Source organism: Ensifer sp. Root423 (assembly GCF_001426275.1).
GTDB lineage: Bacteria > Pseudomonadota > Alphaproteobacteria > Rhizobiales > Rhizobiaceae > Ensifer > Ensifer adhaerens.
In genome coordinates this window covers 82,505-101,072 of the sequence record NZ_LMEG01000003.1, presented here as the reverse complement: position 1 = coordinate 101,072, position 18,568 = coordinate 82,505, and the positions used below count along the sequence as shown (strand labels likewise).

Below are 18,568 nucleotides of genomic sequence, written 5' to 3'. Positions count from 1 at the left end.
CCATGGGTTCGGGAGGTCGTTTCATGGCGCAGGAATTTCCAACACAGGCACAGGTCGTCATCGTCGGCGGCGGTATTATAGGCTGCTCGGTCGCGTATCACTTAACCAAGCTCGGCTGGAACGACGTCGTTTTGCTGGAGCAGGGGCAGTTAAGCGGCGGCACCACCTGGCATGCGGCCGGTCTCGTCGGTCAGTTGCGCAGCCACGCCAACATGACGGGCCTCATCAAATATTCGACCAAGCTCTATAGCGAGCTTGAGTCCGAGACCGGCCTTGCCACGGGCTGGAAGAATTGCGGCTCGCTCTCGGTTGCCCGCACGCAAGACCGCATGACCGTGTTGAAGCGCACGGCGGCCTCTGCTCGCGCCCAAGGCGTCGCGATCGAGGTGATCTCGCCGAAGCAAGCGCAGGAGCTCTGGCCGGTCATGGCGATCGACGATCTCGTCGGCGCCGTCTGGCTGCCGGGCGACGGCAAGGCCAATCCAACAGACCTCACGCAGTCGCTCGCCAAAGGCGCCCGCAATCGCGGCGCCCGCGTGATCGAGCGCGTCCGGGTCACAGGCATTTCGACCAAAAACGGCGTCGTCACCGGCGTCGAAACCGATCGGGGGGCCATTGCCGCGGAGATCGTCGTCAACTGTGCCGGTCAATGGGCACGCAAGGTCGGCCAGATGTGCGGCGTCACCGTGCCGCTGCACTCGGCCGAGCACATGTATATCGTCACCGGCCGCATCGAGGGCGTACATCCTGACCTGCCGGTCATGCGCGATCCGGACGGCTACATCTATTTCAAGGAGGAAGTCGGCGGGCTCGTCATGGGTGGCTTCGAGCCGGAAGCCAAGCCCTGGGGCATGGCAGGCATTCCCGACGATTTCGAGTTCGCCCTCTTACCTGACGATTGGGATCAGTTCGAAATCCTGATGCACAATGCGCTGCAGCGCGTGCCGCAGCTTGAAACATCCGAGGTGAAGAAGTTTTACAACGGCCCGGAGAGTTTTACCCCGGACAACAATTTCATTCTCGGCGAGGCGCCCGAACTGAAGAACTTCTTTGTCGGCGCAGGCTTCAACTCCATGGGGATTGCCAGCGCCGGCGGGGCAGGTCGAGCCCTTGCCGAGTGGATCGTAAACCGCGCGCCGACCATGGATCTTTGGCCGGTCGATATCCGTCGCTTCGCGGGCTTCAACAACAATCCGCGCTGGCTTCACGATCGCGTCAAGGAAACGCTCGGTCTGCACTATGCGATGCCTTGGCCGAACCGGGAGCTGGATACGGCACGCCCCTTCCGCCGTTCGCCTCTCTACGATCGGCTTGCCGCCAAAGGCGCGTGCTTCGGTTCGAAAATGGGATGGGAACGGGCCAATTGGTTTGCTGCGGAAGGCGAGCGCCCCGTCACCGAGTATTCCTTCGGTCGGCAGAACTGGCATGAAGCGGTCAAGCGCGAGATGAAGGCAACGCGCGAGGCCGCCGGCATTTTCGACCAGACCTCCTTCGCCAAGCTGCTTGTGCAGGGGCGGGATGCGGCAGCAGCGCTTAACCGCATCTGCGCTGCCGACATCGACGGCGAGATCGGCCGTTCCGTCTATACCGGACTCTTGAACGCGCGGGGCGGCTACGAGAGCGACCTGACCGTCATGCGACTTGCGGCCGATCGCTTCATGCTGATCACAGGTTCGGCCCAAGCGGTGCATGATGCGGACTGGATCCGCAAGAACCTTGCCGCGGACGCCCACGTGACTTTGACCGACGTGACGTCGTCCTATGCAGTCCTGGCGCTGATGGGACCGAAATCGCGCGACATCCTCTCGAAGCTTACCTCGGCGGACATCTCGAACGAGGGCTTTCCCTTCGCGACTATCCGCGAGATCGATATCGGGTACGCCACGGCCTTTGCCAACCGCATGACCTATGTCGGCGAACTCGGCTGGGAACTGATCGTGCCGACAGAATTCGCTGTCGGTGTTTACGAGGCGCTGCACGAGGTCGGTCGCGCCTTCGGCCTGACGGATTGCGGCTACTATGCGCTTGAGGCTTTGCGGCTGGAGAAGGGCTACCGCGCCTGGAGCCGGGAACTGACGCCCGACATCAACCCCTACGAGGCTGGTCTTGGCTTTGCGGTTGCTCTGGGAAAACCCGGCGGCTTTGTCGGCCACGATGCGCTCGTGGCCGCAAAGACCAAGGGCCTGCCCTCGCGCCGCATCGTTCAGTTTACCCTGGACGATCCCTTGCCCATGCTTTGGGGCGGCGAACTGATCCTGCGTGCGGGAAAACCGGTCGGCGAGGTCCGCTCCGCCGCCTACGGTCACACGCTTGGGCGTTCGGTCGCACTCGGCCTGCTTGAAAACCCTGAAGGCGTGGACAAAACGTTCCTCGAGGGGGAGCGCTTCGAGATCGATCTTGCAGGCATTCGCTATGCCGCGACGGTGCATCTGGCACCGGCATATGATCCGCGTGCGCTGAGGGTCAAGATTTAGACCATCTTTTCGCGATGCGACGAATTGCGCGTGTTGATCTTCCCGCGAGCCCGTCTAGGCGGGCTCGCGTTCCAGCAAGAGCTTTGCCGTTTGCCAGAGGTCCTCGACCCTGCGGCTGCGCGTCGCGGCGTGACGGTAAAGCCGAATTTCGAGGTCGAGATTCCAGCCCTTATCCGTAGAGGCGGGTACGAGGCCACCGGCATCGATCGCGTCACGGGCAAGGCTTTCGGGCAACCAGCAGACGCCGGCACCCGACATCGCCATGTTCATCAGCCCGGCACTGATCGTGTTTTCATGCGTCGTGCGGCGCCGGAAGGGCGGGCGCCGCAGCATGAGACGCGAAAGGGCGACCCCGAAGAACGAATTGAACCCGTAGCTCAGATAGGGAATAGCGAGCCGCGGCTGCGCCACAGCCCGGTCGAGAATATTCAGCCCCGGTAGCGTACCATCGGGGATAGAGACGTTTGCGGCGGCGAGCGGGATCAGCCGATCATGGGCGATCGTCAGCGACGAGAATTGTGCGCGGTCGAGATGGAATGGCACCTCCGAATGCGCATAAGTCAGGAAGAAATCCGCCTCGTCACCGATGAGGGCGTCAAGATTGGCCTCGATGCCGCCGCGGTCGGGCATCAGCGAGGTGCTGAAAGCGCCACCTGCGTTTTCGAGCAGTTTGAGCCAGCCAGGGAAGATCGTTACCGTCAGCGTATGGAGCGCGGCAAAGCGGATGAGGCCTTCTTCGTGAGACGGGCGTAGCGATTCGCGCGCTGCATAGAAGGTTCGGATTGCCTCCTGCGCTATGGGCAGGAAATTGCGACCTGCCGGCGTCAGTTCCGCCGGCATGGTGGCGCGGTTGATCAGCGTTGCCCCGAGCCAACGCTCCAACTGTTTGATGCGGCGGCTGAACGCCGGCTGAGTCACGTTGCGCAACTCGGCAGCGCGCGAAAAACTCCACGTGTCGGCGAGGGTCACGAAGTCCTCCAGCCACTTGATCTCCATGCCCAGATCTCCCCTGCGTTGCAGCTGAGGGGATCATAAGTCGTTGGAAAGAAATCGCTATGCCGATATTGCATCAGCCTTTGCTAAAAGCGAATTAGCCAAACCCCGACAAACCTTCCACGTTGCGCCCAAGGCAAACAGTTCTGATTTCGAGGCAGCGAGGAGGCTCACGAAATCAGGCTGATAACAAAAGGGGGATTGTTAATGGCCTTCCAGCTTCACGCTGATCTTATTCTGCACAACGGCCGAATCTGGCGAGGCAGGGAGGAGGGGATCAGCGAGGCCGTTGCCATTTGGCAGGGCAAGGTTCTGGCCACCGGCAGCGATGCCGAGATGGCGAGCCTCAAGGGGCCCCAAACCAAGGTGATCGATCTCGAAGGCCGTTTTGCCAGCCCCGGTCTTATCGACAATCACCTTCACCTGATCTCCACCGGCATCACCATGGGCTGGGTCGACGCGACCCCTGCCGCTGCGCCGACGCTTGCCGCCCTTATGGAGAAACTTGCCGAACGCGCGGCCGTCACGCCGAAGGGCGCATGGGTGCGGGCACGGGGCTATGACCAGGTCAAGCTCGATGTCGGCCGGCATCCGACCCGCGAGGAACTCGACCGCGCCGTACCGGATCATCCCGTGCTGCTGACGCGCGCCTGCGGCCATGTGGCCATCGCGAATTCGCTGGCGCTGAGCCTGGCGGATGTCACCGAGGCGACGCCGGTGCCGGACGGCGGCGTAATCGGCACCACGGACGGGCGCCTCAACGGGTTCCTGGCGGAAAACGCGCAGAACCTCATCAAGACGGCTATTCCCGAGGTGACGACGGAGGAGTTGATCGACGGCATCGAGCGGGCAGGGCGCTATCTTCTGTCGCTCGGCATTACGAGCTGCATGGATGCGGCGGTCGGCCAACTTGCCGGCTTTGCGGAAATCCAGGCTTATGAGATGGCCAAGCTTTCCGGCCGCCTGCCGGTGCGCGTCTGGCTGACACTGCTCGGCGATCCCGGCGTCTCGATCGTAGAGGATTCCTGGCGTGCCGGGCTCATTTCCGGTGCGGGCGACGACATGTTGCGCGTCGGGGCCGTGAAGATCTTCCTCGACGGCTCGGCCGGCGGGCGCACCGCATGGATGTCGAAGCCCTATCTTGGTGAGCCCGACAATATCGGCGTACAGATGCTGCCGGATGCCGACGTCGAGGCGATCGTCAAATCCTGCCACGACCGGGGCTATCAGATGGCTTGCCACGCCATCGGCGACGGTGCGATCGAGCAGCTGATCACGGCCTACGAAAAGGCGCTGGCCGGTAATCCCGATCCGGATCGGCGCCATCGCATCGAGCATTGCGGCTTCTCGAGCCCGGAGCAAGATCGGCGCATGAAGGCGGCAGGCATCCTGCCGGCGCCGCAGATGGCCTTCATCCACGATTTCGGCGACAGCTACGTTTCCGTGCTTGGTGAGGAACGGGGCAAGGCCTCCTACCAGATCGGCACCTGGATGCGCATGGGTCTCAAGCCCTCGACCGGCTCGGATTCGCCCGTCTGCTCGCCCGATCCCTTCCCGAACCTTCACGCCATGATCACGCGCAAGACCGGCAAGGGTACCGTGATGGTGGAGGCGGAAAAGCTGAGCCGCGAGGAAGCGTTGCAGGCCTACACGGAATACGGCGCCTATTCTCAGAAGGCCGAAGACGTGAAGGGCAGGCTTGTGCCGGGACAATGGGCCGACATCGCCGTCTTCGACAACGACCTCTTGGAGGCACCGGCCGATACCATTCTCTCAGGCACACGCTGCCTGATGACCCTGCTTGCAGGCCGCGTCGTGCACGACGCACGCTGACGACCTGAAAGACCAATCAACACAAAGCCGAAAACGGCACGAGAGGGAAAACAGCATGCTGAAAAGATTGACATTGGCCGCAATGCTCGGCCTCGGGGTGGCAACCGGAGCGCTGGCTGCCGGCGAACGCCACGGCGGAACGCTCGTCTTTACCGCACCCTATGGCTCGAGCTTCGCCACGCTCGACGTTCAGGCAAGCCCGAACACCCAGGAGGAATTCATCACCCAGGCGATCCACCGCGCGCTCTACAGCTGGGATTCGACCCAGAACAAGCCGGTCCTGGAACTCGCTAGCTCGGAAGAGGTGTCCGAGGATGGTACGGTGCACACCTATCGCCTGCGCGAAAATGCCGTCTTCCACAACGGCAAGCCACTGACGGCCGACGACATCATCTACAGCTACAAGCGCATCGCCAACCCGAAGAACGCCTTCCCGGGCGCAAGCTACATTGCCGTCATCAAGGGTGCGGATGCGTTCATCGCCGGCAAGGCTGAGGAGATTTCCGGTCTCAAGAAAATCGACGACCACACGCTGGAGATCACCTATACCGGACCGATCAACCCCGGCTTCCCGCTGATGCAGAACACGACGGTGATTTATCCGTCTGATGTCAAGGATGAATCGAGCTTCGCCAAGACCCCCGTTGGCCTCGGCGCCTTCGTCTTCAAGGAGCACGTGCCGGGATCGCAGGTCGTTGTCGAAAAGTTCGACAAGTACTACGAAGAGGGCAAGCCCTATCTCGACCGCATCAACATCGTGCTGATGGCCGAGGACGCCGCGCGCGACGTCGCGTTCCGAAACAAGGAAATCGATGTCTCGATCCTTGGCCCGACCCAATACCAGGCCTATCAGGGTGAAGACGCCTTGAAGGATCACCTGCTCGAAGTTGCCGAGGTCTATACGCGCAACATCGGCTTCAACCCGGCCTTCGAACCCTTCAAGGACAAGCGGGTCCGCCAGGCGATCAACCATGCGATCAATGCGCCGCTGATCATTGAACGGCTCGTCAAGAACAAGGCCTACCCCGCCTCCGGCTGGCTGCCGCTGTCTTCGCCGGCCTTCGACAAGGACAAGGTGCCCTACGCCTTCGATCCAGAGAAAGCGAAAGCACTCCTGGCGGAAGCAGGCTATGCCGATGGCTTCGAGTTCGAAGTCACGGCGAGCCCGAACGAAAGCTGGGGCGTGCCGATCGTTGAAGCCATCCTGCCGATGCTGAAGAAGGTCGGCGTCACCGTGAAGCCGAAGCCGGTCGAAAGCTCGGCGCTTGGCGATGCCGTGACGTCGAACAACTTCCAGGCCTTCATCTGGTCGAACCTGTCCGGTCCCGACCCGCTCAATGCACTGCGTTGCTTCTATTCCAAGACGGCGCAGTCCGCCTGCAACTACGCGAGCTATGCGAGCCCGGATTTCGACAAACTCTATGAGGCGGCCCAGCAGGAACGCGACCCTGCCAAGCAGAGCGATCTGCTGCGCCAGGCCAACAACATCGTGCAGGACGATGCGCCGGTCTGGTTCTTCAACTACAACAAGGCGGTCATGGCCTACCAGCCCTGGATCCACGGCCTTGTCCCGAACGCCACGGAACTGGCGGTCCAGCCCTATGACGAGATCTGGATCGACGACACGGCGCCGGACGCACGCAAGTAAGCCCTGAGAGGTTCGGGGCGGTTTCGGCCGCCCCACACATCAGTTGTCCCACCCATCCGGGTGGCCAAAATGGAACCGCTCATGCTTCGTTTTACCCTGCGCCGCATTCTGCAGGTCGTCCCGACGATCGTCGTGGTGGCGCTGCTGATCTTCGTTATCTTCTCCGTCGTCCCCGGTACCTTCGCGGCCAGCCTCTTTGCCGACGGAAAGCGTGCCGCCGATCCGCAAATGATCGCTCGCCTCAATGAGGAGTTCGGTCTGAACAAGCCGCTGATGGAGCGCTTCGTGACCTATGTTACGGATCTCGCCCAGTTCGATCTCGGCACCAGTTTCCGCACCCGCCAGCCGGTCATTGACCTCATCAACGACCGGCTGGGCGCCTCGCTTCAGCTGGCCGTCGCCGCCATGGTCTTCGCCATCGTTGTCGGCGTGCCGCTCGGCTTTCTTGCAGCACTCAGGCCCGGTTCGATCCTCGATACGGTGACGATGATCGGGGCGGTTTCGGGCCTCTCCATGCCGCAATTCTGGCTCGGCCTTCTGATGATGTATCTCTTCGCCCTGCAACTGAACTGGCTGCCCAGTTTCGGTTACGGCGACGGCTCGTTTCGAAACCTCATCCTGCCGGCCGTGACCCTCGGCGTCACGCCGCTCGCGCTGCTGGCGCGCACCACCCGGGCCGGCGTGCTCGACGTTTTGAACGCCGACTTCATTCGCACCGCCCATTCCAAAGGCATGAGCGAGGCGAAGGTGGTGCGCTGGCACGTGGCGCGCAATGCGCTGGTGCTGATCGTCACCACGGTCGGCCTGCAGTTCGGCTCGCTGATCGGCCAGGCCGTCGTCATCGAAAAGCTGTTCGCCTGGCCGGGCATCGGCTCGCTGCTGGTCGATAGTGTGGCGATCCGCGACATTCCCGTGGTGCAGGGCACGATCCTCGTCATCGTGCTGTGGTTCCTGATCATCAACACCGCCGTCGATCTGGTCTATGCCGCGATCGACCCGCGCATCAAGCAGGAGTGACGACCGTGCGCCTCGGCTTCAACTTCTGGCTCGGTGCGACGCTGACTGCGCTCGTCATCTTCGCCGGTGTCCTTGCCCATTGGATCGCGCCCTTTGACCCCGTGCTCGATGCCGACTTGATGAACTCCGAACTGCCGCCGGACGCCACCTTCTGGTTCGGCACGGACGGGCAGGGACGGGACGTCTATACCCGCATTCTTTACGGCGCGCAGATCTCGCTGACTGTTGGCATCGTGTCGCAGGTGATCAACTCGATCATCGGCGTCACGCTCGGCATGACGGCCGGCTATTGGGGCGGCTGGTGGGACGATCTGGTCAACGGCCTGACCAACGTCATGCTCGCCATCCCCTCGTTGATCTTCGCGCTTGCCGTCATGGCGGTGCTTGGCCCCGGCCTGCCGTCGCTCTTGATCGCGCTTGGCCTCACCAACTGGAGCTGGACCTGCCGCATCGCTCGCTCCTCGACTCTCTCCTTGAAATCGCAAGGCTACGTGCAGGCGGCCCAGACGCTGGGCTATGGCGACCTGCGCATCATGTTCACGCAGATTCTGCCGAACATGATGGGGCCGATCCTCGTCATGGCAACGCTCGGCATGGGGTCGGCGGTGCTGTCTGAAGCGGCGCTCTCCTTCCTCGGCCTCGGCATCCAGCCGCCATTCCCGAGCTGGGGTTCGATGTTGACCGATGCACGCCAGCTGATCCAGCTCGCCCCCTGGGCGGCGCTTTTCCCTGGCCTTGCCATCTTCCTTTCGGTGCTTGGCTTCAACCTTCTCGGCGATGGTCTGCGTGACAGCCTCGATCCGCATATGAGGACGCGAAAGCCATGACCGCGCCGCTTCTCGACATCAAGAACCTGCAGCTTGGCGTTTCGCTCGGCCGTTCCAGCTACCATCCACTGCTCAAGGGCGTCTCGTTCCAGATCATGCCCGGCGAGGCCTATGGCCTCGTGGGCGAATCCGGCTCCGGAAAATCGGTCACATCGCTTGCCGTCATGGGCCTTTTGAAACGGCCGCTTGCCGTTACCAGTGGCGAGATATTGTTCAAGGGGCAGAACCTGCTGGCGTTGCCGAAACGCGAGATGCGGCGCCTGCGCGGCAATCGCATCGCCATGATCTTCCAGGAGCCGATGACGGCGCTGAACCCGCTTTCAACGGTCGGGCGACAGATCGCCGAGATGTTCGTGCTACATCAGGGAAAAAGCTGGGCGGAAGCCGAAAAGCTCGCCGTCGAAGCGCTCGGGAATGTGCGCGTGCCCAACCCTGATCGCCGTGCTAGGAACTATCCGCACCAGATGTCCGGCGGGCTGCGCCAGCGGGTGATGATCGCGATGGCGCTTGCCTGCAGCCCGGACCTGTTGATCGCCGATGAGCCGACGACGGCACTCGACGTAACCGTGCAGGCCGAGGTGCTGCGCCTCATCAAGGAACTCTGCGCGGCGCGCGGGACGGCCGTCCTCTTCATCAGCCACGACCTTGGCGTCATCGCCAGCATCTGCCAGCGCGTCGGCGTGATGTATTCGGGCTGCCTCGTCGAGGAGAACGAGACGCGGGCGCTCTTTGAAAGCCCGCGGCACGAATACACCCGCGGCCTGCTCGGCGCCCTGCCGCGCCTTGGCAGCCGCAGCGAACATGGGCGGCAGCGGCTCGTCGACATCGACAGCATCATCGCCGACCGCTCGAAGCTGACGGAAAGCCGCTTCATCGCGCCACGCGAACGGGAAGGGAGCCAGCCATGACCGCGCCGCTGCTTCAGGTGGACGATCTCCATGTCCGTTTCCCCATTTCCGGCGGCGGCCTGCTCGGCAAAGGACGGCGTACGCTTCACGCCGTCAACGGCATCAGCTTCGAGCTTGCCAAGGGCGAATGCCTGTCGATCGTCGGTGAATCCGGTTGCGGGAAATCGACGACGGCGCTTTCCATTCTCGGCCTGCAGGAACCGACTGAGGGCATGATCCGCTATCGCGGTCAGCCGCTCGCGGGGCCCGGCGCGCCGCAACGGATGGACCGGGCGAAAGCGGTGCAGATGGTGTTCCAGGATCCTTATGCCTCGCTCAACCCCCGCCAGTCCGTGCGCACCTCGCTCGCAGCACCGCTGCGGCTGCACGGCATTACCGCCGCCTCGGAAATCGAAGGCCGCATCGAGGCGATGCTCAAGAATGTCGGCCTGACGCCCGAACAGGCCAAACGCTATCCGCATGAGTTCTCCGGCGGCCAGCGCCAGCGCATCGGCATCGCCCGCGCGCTGATCCTCGAGCCTGAGATCGTCGTGCTCGACGAGCCGGTCTCGGCCCTCGACGTGTCGATCCGCGCGCAGATCATCAATCTGCTGCTCGACCTTCAGGAAAAACTCGGCCTCTCCTATCTGATGATCAGCCACGATCTGAGCGTGGTGGAACACATGAGCGACCGGGTGCTGGTGATGTATTTCGGCGAAGTCGTGGAAGAGGGCGGCTGGCGCGAGATTTTCGAAGTCCCCACCCATCCCTACACGCGCCGCCTGATCGCCGCCATTCCCGATCCGGATGCTGCGCTGAATCCGGCGGAAAGGCAGGCGAGCGACGCCACCGTGCCGCAACTTGCCGGCCGCAGCTTCGTTTCCGATGGCAGCACCGCGCCGGATGTTTTTACCGCGCCTGTTCGATCCGAACTGATCGAGATCGGCGGGAACCATAGGGTTCGGATGGCTTTGGCCTAACCGATGGAATGCGCTGAGCGAAGCCCCGTTCCGCCCCGCGGCAAAGATAGGCTAGGTTGCTCAACGTCCGAACTTGGAATCATTGAAATCTAGGATGAACCCGATGAAACGCATGCCGAAGATCGCCGTGATCATGGATGAAAACACCAGTGCGGGCGGTGGACGCTATGACGTCTCGAGAAATTACTTTTCCGCCCTGCGCCGCGCCGGCGCCTTTGCCTTCGGCATCCCCTATGTTCCCGATCTCGTCGACCAGGTCGTCGAAGATTTTGATGGGTTCTTAAGCGTCGGCGGCCGCATCAACTTCCCGAAAAGCTGGTATGTCGAAGGAGACCAATCCCACTATCCGCCCTCGGATCGGCTAGCCGTCGACATGGCATTGATGGAAAGTTTCCTTGCGCGCGACAAGCCTGTGCTCGGCATCTGCAACGGCATGCAGATGCTCGGCTGCCTCAACGGTTGCCGGATGGTTTCCGATGTCCATTCGTCGTGGCCCGACGCGCTCAATCACGACCAGGCCAATTTCTCGCATGACGTCAGCGTTGTCCCCGGCACCAGAATGGCCGACATCCTCGGCATCGAAACATTCACCGTGAACACGTTTCACCGCGAGGCGATCGTGGAGGTATCGGGCGCGGTGACCGTTACGGCCCGAGCCCCGGATGGTGTCGTTGAAGCGATCGAGATCGGCTCGCAGACCTTTGCCATGGGCCTTCAATGGCACCCCGAAATGCTGGATGCCGACAGCCATCCGGGCGCTCGCGTCTTCGACGCCTTCGTCGAGGCGTCAAGCCGACACCTTCGATAACCTGTTCCAAGGCCCTGCTGCGTTCTGTCGGAAGCACATTCTGCCCTCTCCCGATTGACGTTGGCGGCTCCAGCAAATAGGGCCAAGCCGACAAGCGTGCCAAACGCCAGCAAGACAGCAACAGGAGTGTATAGTGAGCGAACCGACCGTAGCAGAGGCAACAGATCGCATTTACGCATCGCTGCAGGCAGACAATGCCGACATCGATCTTCATATCGCGACCCTCAAGGCAGCATTGATGCGGGCAGGTTTGAAAGAGGCCGTATTCGACCCGACCAGGCTCGTGCAAAACAACCGTTCCGGACGGAAGCTGATGCAGGCGTACTTTCGGCAGCGCGGCGTAACGGTGAAATTCTCGGCCTAGCAAGGTCGTTCAATGATGCCAGAAAGGCCGCAGTCGGGTGGCCGAATGGGTGCCTGCCTGGTCGGACTGCGGTGGCTCACCAGGCTGAGCGATCCCGGTTTCCGCTCGTCGGCTGGCTGCCAAGGTGAACCTCTCGGCGCGCGACCCTTTCAACCGGTCAGGTCGCGCGCAAATGGGCTCTGGCCGCCTTTCGAAGCGGCAGTCCGGTAAGCTCACCAAGTTCGTGCTTCAACTCCGCGCTTTGGCGATGGCGTCCTTCAGTCCTTTTTCATCCAGAACGCCGGGAATGATCGCCGAACCGATGACGAAGGATGGCGTGCCGGCGAAATTGAAGGCGAGTGCCTGACTGTAGTTGCGGTCGAGCAGCCCGGAAATCTTGGCATTGTGCGTGTTCACGGCTGCGGTCAGCTCCTTCATCGAAAGACCCGCCCCGGTCAGCGCCTTCTCGATGTCGTCCTGCGACAGCCTCGCCTTGGTTTTCATCAGCGCCTCCATCGCCGGCTGGTATTTGCCGATCTGGGCGGCTCCAAGCACTGCCTGTGCGGCGAAGACGGAGGCTTCGCCCAAGATCGGCCAGTCCTTCAGCACGAGCCGCACGTTGCCGTCGGCCTTGACCACCTTCTCGACCGTCGGATGCACTTTCTTGCAGTAAGGGCACTGATAGTCGAAGAACTCGACGATGGTGACATCGCCCTTCGGATTGCCAAGGACGGGCGCGTCCTTGTCGAAAAACACCTCCTCCTTGGTCAATTGCTGGGCGAAGGATGATCGGCCTCCGACAAGCACGGCGGCGGCGGTCGCGACCGTGGCCGTCAGAACGGTTCTGCGGGTGAACATCAGATTTCTCCTTGTGCGAATGGATTGGGGCCGAGAGCGACGGCGCGTGCGGCGATTTCGAGGATCATGCCGCGCAGGCAAACGAGGAAAGTCGGAAAGGCCGGGGCTGTCATTCTGCCTGCTTCCTGTCCTCAGATGCAAAGGCGGCGAGCCGTTCGGCGATTGCCTCGCGGGAGATTTCGCCGAGATGGGTGGCGGCGAGCGTACCGTCCGGGTTGATGAAAAGTGTGGCAGGAAGGCCGATCGCGCCGTAGTGCCGGGATAGGCCCGAGAAAGGGTCGAGAAGGATGGTTTCCAGGTCGACGCCTGTTTGGCGCAGATAGGATTCTATCGCCGCGCGGCTTTCGCCCTGGTTGGCGAAGAAAAAGTCGACCTCAGGATTCCTTTCGGTCATCTCCGCCATCATCGGCATTTCCCGCCGGCAGGGCGGACACCAGCTTGCCCAGAGATTGAGAACCGCCGGGCGGCCCTTGCGCTCGGCGATGGCGAGGCTCTCGTTACGTGCGAGAACGGCATAGGACGTTTCCGGGGCAAGGGGTGCAGCGCCGCTATCGGTGAGGGTTGTGGCGACGACCCAGACGAAGAGGCCGGCCGCAAGCGGCAGGATCGCCCAAGGAGCGGCTTTCGGTGCGTTTCGCCAGAGCATCACTGCGGCGAGGAAAACACCGAGGAATCCGCCCGTCGGGGAAAAGCCGCCCTGCCAGATGGCGAGAACTCGCAACGGCTCCTGCAGGAAGCTCTCGGCATGGATGAGCACATGCCCGGCGCGCGCGCCGACAACGCCGAAAAGTGTGGCAGCCGTCGTAAAGGTGCCAAGCCGGTTGTGGATGCGGGCGGCAAGGAGCGAGCCGACAAGCATGAAGACGATCAACCCGGCGATGACCGAAAAGCGATCGGCGGAAAAAGCGAAGGGACCTATTGCGACGGCGTTCATTGCGCGCTGCCCTTGGCCATCCGTGCCGCCTCCGCAAGCGAGCCGGCCGTGATTTCTCCGACGAGGCGCGTACCGGGGGCCTCCTCTTTGCTGCGGTTGAAGAAGATCATAGTCGGCGGGCCAACGACGGCAAGTGATCGCATCAGTGCGCCATTCTCCGCATCGAGGGTGCTGACGTCGAGGCTGACCAAGCGGATCCCGTCAAGGCTCGCCGCGACATCAGGCTTTGTCAGAACGGACCGCTCGATCGTGCGGCAGGTGACGCACCAGCCAGCGGTGACATAGACGAGGGTGGGTTGCCTCCCGGAGGCTGCGGTGTCGAGAAGGCGGGAGAGTGCGCCGGCCGAGCCGACCTTGGTAAAATCCGACTTCTGGATGGCGGCTGTTTGGTCAACACTCGCCGCCCTCTTGAGCGGGCCGAGCGGAGTGAGCGGATCGCTGGCTCCAAGGCCGAAGCCCACCAGCAGCAGACTACCCCAAATGAGCGAGACGACGGCGGTCAAGCGCGTCAGTACGCCGTAGCCGCCTGTGGACCGCAGCCCGTCGGGAGCGACCGCGTAGATGCCGAAGGCAAGGGAAAACACGGCCCAGGGCAGGAGGACGAAGCGCTCCGGCACAAGCGGCGTCGCAAGCCAAATCGCCGTTCCCAGGAATGCGAAGCCGAAGACGTGCCGGACACGTTCCATCCACGCGCCGGCGCGTGGAAGCGCCTTGCCGCCGATTGTCGCCATGATGATGAGCGGGATGCCCTTGCCAAGGCCAAGGGCGAAAAGGGCGAGTGCGCCGACCGCAATGTCACCGGTCCGGGCGATGTAGAGGAGGGCGCCGGCAAGCGGCGCGGTTACGCAGGGGCCGATGAGGAAGGCGGAGGAAAGACCGAGCAGGGCGGCGGCGGCGACCGAGCCGCCCTTCTGCCGGCCGCCGCTCAGGCGGTTGCCGATCACTGCCGGCAGCTTGATGTGGAAGAGCCCGAAGCTGGAGAGCGCCAGCAGGACGAACAGTGCCGCGACCACGCCGACAGCGACGGGCGATTGCATCACGATCTGCAGGTTTTGCCCCGACCAAGCGGCCACGATGCCAAGGAGACCGAAGGCGGACGCAAGGGCCAGCACATAAGCGGAGGCGAGCATGAAACCGCGTCGTGCCGTCAGCCCCTCTCCCTCGCGCGTGAGCATGGCCGCGACGATCGGATACATCGGGAAAACGCAGGGCGTGAAGGCGAGCAGCAGTCCGAAGCCGAGGAAGCCTGCAAGAAGCAGCGCAAACCCGCCACCGGTCATGAGCCGGTCGACCGCCGTTTCTCCGCCGTCAGCTGCGATGGAAAAACCTGTGTCCGGCGCTTCCACGGGCCGTGCGTCCTTGGCAGGCGCAAAGGCAAAACCACCGACCGGTTTGCTGATGGTCCTCGCGGCGGTATCGATCGTCCGCGTTGTCGGCGGATAACAAAGCCCGCCATCCTGGCAGCCCTGATAGGTGAGGCGAATGAGCGGAGGCGCATTCGCGATCCGGGCCGAAGCCTTTTGGTAATAGACCTCGGTTGTGCCGAAGCCCGGATCGTCCTTGACTGTCCCCGGTTCGGTTTGCAGGGTGATCGGCCGGTTACCCTCATCTTCTGCTGCCAGGAAGTCCCTGTAGAGATAGTAGCCGTCAGCAATCGTCCATGTGATCGCCAGCCGGCCGTCGTCTTGCCTGGCGATCCCAGGTACGAAGGCCTCGTCCATCGGCAGGGGCGCCTCGAGCGCCCGGGCTGGCAGGATGGCCGCAATCAAAACCCAAACCAGCGCCAGCAGACTTGCTTTCCGCATCGTTCTTGCGTCCTCGTCTTCAATCGAGGGCGGAGCGATCAGGCCGCTACCTTAAGGCAGCCTTAAAATGATTGTCCAAGGCGAAGGATAGAAACGGGCCGCGCAAGTTAATCCGCTAGGACCTTGGCGCTGGCTCTCGGTGTAATTCCGGAAGTAAAGGCCGAACGATGGTGGGGCAACCGGCGCTGCCGGTTCACCTGCTTATGGACACCGGCCCTTTGGCCGGCGTCCAGACTTCATTGCCTATGTTCCCTAGTGGGTTGCGCCCGACCCACCGGCTGCGACGATTGCGAAGGGTTGTCCCTCGACCGCGATCGTGCGGGTCTCCTTCAGTGTTTCCGTGTCGATCACGCGTACCAGGCTTTGGCGCGGATCAGTGATGGCGAGGTGATTGCCGGCGACGGCGAGGCGGGGCCTTGCGTCGCGCCAGTGGCCATCTTTGCTGTAGGGCTCCGTGACGATTTCCGATTTGGTGATCACGCCATCCACGACGTCAAGGAGGTGAAGCTTGCCGTCCTCCGTCAGGATATAGGCGTTGCGTGACTTTGCTGGATCGAGGATGAAGTCCACCCGCCGCAGCGGCAGTTCGACGAGGCGGTAGGGTTCCTTCGCGTCGGCGTCGATCAGTACGACCTTGTCTTCTCCGTAGTTCCCAAGGAAGAACTGCATAGAAGTGCCGCCGAGCAGTGTGGATACCTTGCCTTCCGGCAGCTTGTCGCCATAGGCGAGCATCTCGAGCTTGGGGCCATCGAGCCCACCTGGGCGTGCGACCAGGACGCCCTCGGCGCAACCGAAGGCGGCCAGGCGGGCGGACGTCGCTTCACCGTGGAGCCCCGTGCAGGTTGCGACATCGCCGACCTGCTTGCCCTCCTTGTCGAGAACACGCAGGCCCAGGCGGGGAGGAAGCTCACCTTCCTTTACCGTCGCTTCGAGGTTCGGGACCGAAACGAGAAGATGGTTGCCGGTCGAAACCGCGACGCCATGGTGTGCGGCGGTAGTATCGTAAGCCTTGAGCTCCGCCTTGCCGTCCAGAAGCGCGCTTTCGCCAAGCAGATCGAACTTGCCACCGCGATCGTAGAAGATGGCGAGATCGTCACCATGGGCAACCACGTGGCCGGGCTTTTGTCCGCGAATGGTTTTCTCAAGCAGCCTCGGCTCCTTGACCTCGATGTCCCGGTGCTCGCCGTGATCGGAAAGCGCTATGCCGGTGTCGATGGCATGGATCAGGTTCTGTTCGCCCTGGACGGCAAAGACGGTTCGTCCGGTGTCGCTCAGGGAAAGGGCGGCGTAGCCTTCAAGGTCAAAACGGCCGATTTCCTTGTCCGTTTCCAAATCGATGGCGCGGACCACGGGCTGGGTGTGGTCGGCAATGAACAAACGCCAGGTCTCGCGCTGCTGTTCTTCCTCGGCATGAGAGGTCAACGGAAAGGCGAGGGTCGCGAGAATGGTGGTGGCGAAAAGCGCGGGCAAACCGGAGCGGGACATGAAATCTCCTATAATGTAATAACGTAACATGTGTTGTGTTATAGCGTTACATTCGCCTTGTCCAGCGGCAACAAGCTGACGTTTGCACATGCGTCAACGAAGCCGTCACAGGCGGCCCGCGACGGCGGCCTACGTGGCTCGCTGGCGTTAAGGAGTGTGAAGCTCGGTCCTGACGGACCGATTGGCATTCCGCGACTTCGCCTGGAGCGGCGGATGGCGGCATGTGTTGCCGCCACCCTTTGAAATGCTCGGTTTCTCCGTTGGTGGGCTTCGCCGATTTTCAGGGCTGGGGGGCTTTGGGCGAGATGGACCAAAACCCGCCATAGGGCCTTCATCAGCGACGAAGGCCGCCAAACGCGGCGGGACCCGGTCATCCTGCTACTTCGCTGTGCCTTCGTTCAGGGGCAGCTTGCTCCCGCGACGCTGCGGTAGGCGGCCGTTCAGAACGATGTAGGCGAGAAGGCCGATCACCAGGCCCCAGAAGGCCCCGCCGATCCCGAGCAGCTTGATGTTGGCGGCGGAGGCCAGGAACGTGATGAGCGCCGCTTCGCGGCAGGCCGGGTCGGCTGTTGCTGCAGCAAGGCTGCCACCAATGGTACCGAGAAGGGCGAGGCCCGCTAGCGTGGCGATGAAGGTCGCAGGAAACGCCATGAACACGGCCGCAAGCGTAACGCCGAACACGCCGACGAGCACGTAGAAAAAGCCCGCGGCGATACCCGCGATCCAGCGCCTGGAGGGGTCTTCGTGGGCCTCCTTGCCGGTTGCGATCGCCGCCGTGATTGCCGCGATATTGAAGGCGTGCGAGCCGAAAGGCGCCATGATCAGCGAACCGAAGCCAGTCGTCGTCACGATCGGGTTGGCGCTGGTCTTGAAGCCGTCATTCCGCAGCACCAGCATTCCCGGCATGTATTGGCCGGTCAGCGTGATGAGAAACAGCGGCAGTGCGACCGAAAGCAGCGCGTTCAGCGAGAACAACGGCATGGTGAAAATGGGCGCCGCGAACTCCAACTTCAGACCCGACAGGTCGACCCGGCCCTCCGCGAGCAGGAACAGGAGCCCGAGAACGAGGATGCCGACCACGGCATAGCGGGCGGAGAAGCGCTTCAGGACGACGTAGGCGACAATCAGCAGGCCGACGAGCAACGGATCGACGCTTGCGCCGCCGAACGCGCCGATGCCGAACTGCAGCAGGATACCGGCGAGCAGGCCCGCGGCGATGCCTGGCGGGATCAGCCGGATGACCTTCTCGAAATAGCCCGAAAGCCCGAGTGCGACGAAGGCTAGAGCCGAGATCATGTAGGCGCCGATGGCCTCGGCATAGGGCGTGGTCGCAAGCGCAGTGACGAGAAAGGCTGCGGCCGGCGTCGACCAGGCGGTGATGATAGGCTCGCGATAGCGCCAGCTCAGCCAAAGCCCCGTCATTCCCACGCCGATCGAGACCGACCAGACCCAGGAAGCCGTCAACTCGGGGCTGAGCCCAGCCACTTTCGCGGCTTGAAAGACCAGGATGAAGGTGCCGCCATAGTTGACGATGACGGAGATCAGACCCGCGACAATGGGATGGGCAAGGTCGTTGAAGCGAAGGGATGACGGGAAAACATGTGATGACATGATCTATCGGGGCTCCTGAAATTTCGGGGAGGACTGGCAAGCCGCGTTGACAAATAGCCAGTCAT

15 protein-coding genes are annotated in these 18,568 nt (G+C 62.6%); 9 read left to right on the top strand and 6 right to left on the bottom strand.

Features of this window, described 5'->3' with window-relative positions; translation table 11 throughout:
• Positions 1-23 precede the first annotated feature (23 nt).
• Positions 24-2,474, top strand: a complete 2,451-nt coding sequence (locus ASD01_RS06340; protein ID WP_034794731.1) for a GcvT family protein — start codon at positions 24-26, stop codon at positions 2,472-2,474.
• 54 nt (positions 2,475-2,528) lie between these two features.
• On the opposite strand, the gene ASD01_RS06335 is transcribed toward ASD01_RS06340, so the two are convergent.
• Positions 2,529-3,470, bottom strand: a complete 942-nt coding sequence (locus ASD01_RS06335; RefSeq protein WP_034794728.1) for a LysR family transcriptional regulator — start codon at positions 3,468-3,470, stop codon at positions 2,529-2,531.
• Between the two features lie 204 nt (positions 3,471-3,674).
• On the opposite strand from ASD01_RS06335, the gene ASD01_RS06330 reads away from it, so the two are divergent.
• From ASD01_RS06330 to ASD01_RS06295, 8 genes are all read left to right on the top strand, one after another.
• Positions 3,675-5,300 carry an amidohydrolase gene (locus ASD01_RS06330; RefSeq protein WP_034794726.1) on the top strand — a complete coding sequence of 542 codons (1,626 nt, stop codon included), beginning with the start codon at positions 3,675-3,677 and terminating at the stop codon, positions 5,298-5,300.
• Positions 5,301-5,355: 55 nt separating this feature from the next.
• Positions 5,356-6,948: an ABC transporter substrate-binding protein gene (locus ASD01_RS06325; RefSeq protein WP_034794723.1), complete on the top strand. Its 1,593-nt coding sequence runs from the start codon at positions 5,356-5,358 to the stop codon at positions 6,946-6,948.
• A gap of 81 nt (positions 6,949-7,029) precedes the next feature.
• Positions 7,030-7,965, top strand: coding sequence for an ABC transporter permease (locus ASD01_RS06320; RefSeq protein ID WP_034794719.1), 936 nt, complete (start codon positions 7,030-7,032; stop codon positions 7,963-7,965).
• 5 nt (positions 7,966-7,970) lie between these two features.
• Positions 7,971-8,792 (top strand): ABC transporter permease, encoded by an 822-nt coding sequence (locus tag ASD01_RS06315; RefSeq protein WP_034794912.1) that lies wholly within the window; start codon positions 7,971-7,973, stop codon positions 8,790-8,792.
• Positions 8,789-9,700, top strand: a complete 912-nt coding sequence (locus ASD01_RS06310; protein ID WP_034794704.1) for an ABC transporter ATP-binding protein — start codon at positions 8,789-8,791, stop codon at positions 9,698-9,700. The genes ASD01_RS06315 and ASD01_RS06310 overlap by 4 nt, the downstream gene beginning before the upstream one ends.
• The gene (locus tag ASD01_RS06305; protein ID WP_034794701.1) at positions 9,697-10,659 is read left to right on the top strand and encodes an ATP-binding cassette domain-containing protein; all 963 of its coding nucleotides are present in this window, start codon (positions 9,697-9,699) and stop codon (positions 10,657-10,659) included. The genes ASD01_RS06310 and ASD01_RS06305 overlap by 4 nt, the downstream gene beginning before the upstream one ends.
• A gap of 103 nt (positions 10,660-10,762) precedes the next feature.
• Positions 10,763-11,467: a gamma-glutamyl-gamma-aminobutyrate hydrolase family protein gene (locus ASD01_RS06300; protein WP_082584576.1), complete on the top strand. Its 705-nt coding sequence runs from the start codon at positions 10,763-10,765 to the stop codon at positions 11,465-11,467.
• A 130-nt stretch (positions 11,468-11,597) separates the two neighbouring features.
• Positions 11,598-11,831 (top strand): hypothetical protein, encoded by a 234-nt coding sequence (locus ASD01_RS06295; RefSeq protein ID WP_034794697.1) that lies wholly within the window; start codon positions 11,598-11,600, stop codon positions 11,829-11,831.
• Between the two features lie 228 nt (positions 11,832-12,059).
• On the opposite strand, the gene ASD01_RS06290 is transcribed toward ASD01_RS06295, so the two are convergent.
• The 5 genes from ASD01_RS06290 to ASD01_RS06270 form a co-directional block, all read right to left on the bottom strand.
• On the bottom strand, positions 12,060-12,668 hold the full coding sequence (locus tag ASD01_RS06290) for a DsbA family protein (protein ID WP_034794695.1): 609 nt from the start codon (positions 12,666-12,668) through the stop codon (positions 12,060-12,062).
• Between the two features lie 109 nt (positions 12,669-12,777).
• Positions 12,778-13,602 carry a TlpA disulfide reductase family protein gene (locus ASD01_RS06285; protein ID WP_060643674.1) on the bottom strand — a complete coding sequence of 275 codons (825 nt, stop codon included), beginning with the start codon at positions 13,600-13,602 and terminating at the stop codon, positions 12,778-12,780.
• The gene (dsbD, locus tag ASD01_RS06280; RefSeq protein ID WP_060643673.1) at positions 13,599-15,407 is read right to left on the bottom strand and encodes a protein-disulfide reductase DsbD; all 1,809 of its coding nucleotides are present in this window, start codon (positions 15,405-15,407) and stop codon (positions 13,599-13,601) included. The genes ASD01_RS06285 and dsbD overlap by 4 nt, the downstream gene beginning before the upstream one ends.
• A gap of 252 nt (positions 15,408-15,659) precedes the next feature.
• Positions 15,660-16,892, bottom strand: a complete 1,233-nt coding sequence (locus ASD01_RS06275) for a metallochaperone AztD (protein WP_034794689.1) — start codon at positions 16,890-16,892, stop codon at positions 15,660-15,662.
• A gap of 378 nt (positions 16,893-17,270) precedes the next feature.
• Positions 17,271-18,503 carry a benzoate/H(+) symporter BenE family transporter gene (locus tag ASD01_RS06270; RefSeq protein WP_034794687.1) on the bottom strand — a complete coding sequence of 411 codons (1,233 nt, stop codon included), beginning with the start codon at positions 18,501-18,503 and terminating at the stop codon, positions 17,271-17,273.
• Positions 18,504-18,568: the final 65 nt, after the last annotated feature.

What these genes read in the sequence shown, in the direction of transcription:
- ASD01_RS06275 (WP_034794689.1), bottom strand. Translation starts at nt 16,892, where the DNA reads ATGTCCCGCTCCGGTTTGCCCGCGCTTTTCGCCACCACCATTCTCGCG.
- ASD01_RS06300 (WP_082584576.1), top strand. Translation starts at nt 10,763, where the DNA reads ATGAAACGCATGCCGAAGATCGCCGTGATCATGGATGAAAACACCAGT.
- ASD01_RS06320 (WP_034794719.1), top strand. Translation starts at nt 7,030, where the DNA reads ATGCTTCGTTTTACCCTGCGCCGCATTCTGCAGGTCGTCCCGACGATC.
- dsbD (WP_060643673.1), bottom strand. Translation starts at nt 15,407, where the DNA reads ATGCGGAAAGCAAGTCTGCTGGCGCTGGTTTGGGTTTTGATTGCGGCC.
- ASD01_RS06305 (WP_034794701.1), top strand. Translation starts at nt 9,697, where the DNA reads ATGACCGCGCCGCTGCTTCAGGTGGACGATCTCCATGTCCGTTTCCCC.
- ASD01_RS06285 (WP_060643674.1), bottom strand. Translation starts at nt 13,602, where the DNA reads ATGAACGCCGTCGCAATAGGTCCCTTCGCTTTTTCCGCCGATCGCTTT.
- ASD01_RS06290 (WP_034794695.1), bottom strand. Translation starts at nt 12,668, where the DNA reads ATGTTCACCCGCAGAACCGTTCTGACGGCCACGGTCGCGACCGCCGCC.
- ASD01_RS06310 (WP_034794704.1), top strand. Translation starts at nt 8,789, where the DNA reads ATGACCGCGCCGCTTCTCGACATCAAGAACCTGCAGCTTGGCGTTTCG.
- ASD01_RS06325 (WP_034794723.1), top strand. Translation starts at nt 5,356, where the DNA reads ATGCTGAAAAGATTGACATTGGCCGCAATGCTCGGCCTCGGGGTGGCA.
- ASD01_RS06340 (WP_034794731.1), top strand. Translation starts at nt 24, where the DNA reads ATGGCGCAGGAATTTCCAACACAGGCACAGGTCGTCATCGTCGGCGGC.
- ASD01_RS06335 (WP_034794728.1), bottom strand. Translation starts at nt 3,470, where the DNA reads ATGGAGATCAAGTGGCTGGAGGACTTCGTGACCCTCGCCGACACGTGG.
- ASD01_RS06270 (WP_034794687.1), bottom strand. Translation starts at nt 18,503, where the DNA reads ATGTCATCACATGTTTTCCCGTCATCCCTTCGCTTCAACGACCTTGCC.
- ASD01_RS06330 (WP_034794726.1), top strand. Translation starts at nt 3,675, where the DNA reads ATGGCCTTCCAGCTTCACGCTGATCTTATTCTGCACAACGGCCGAATC.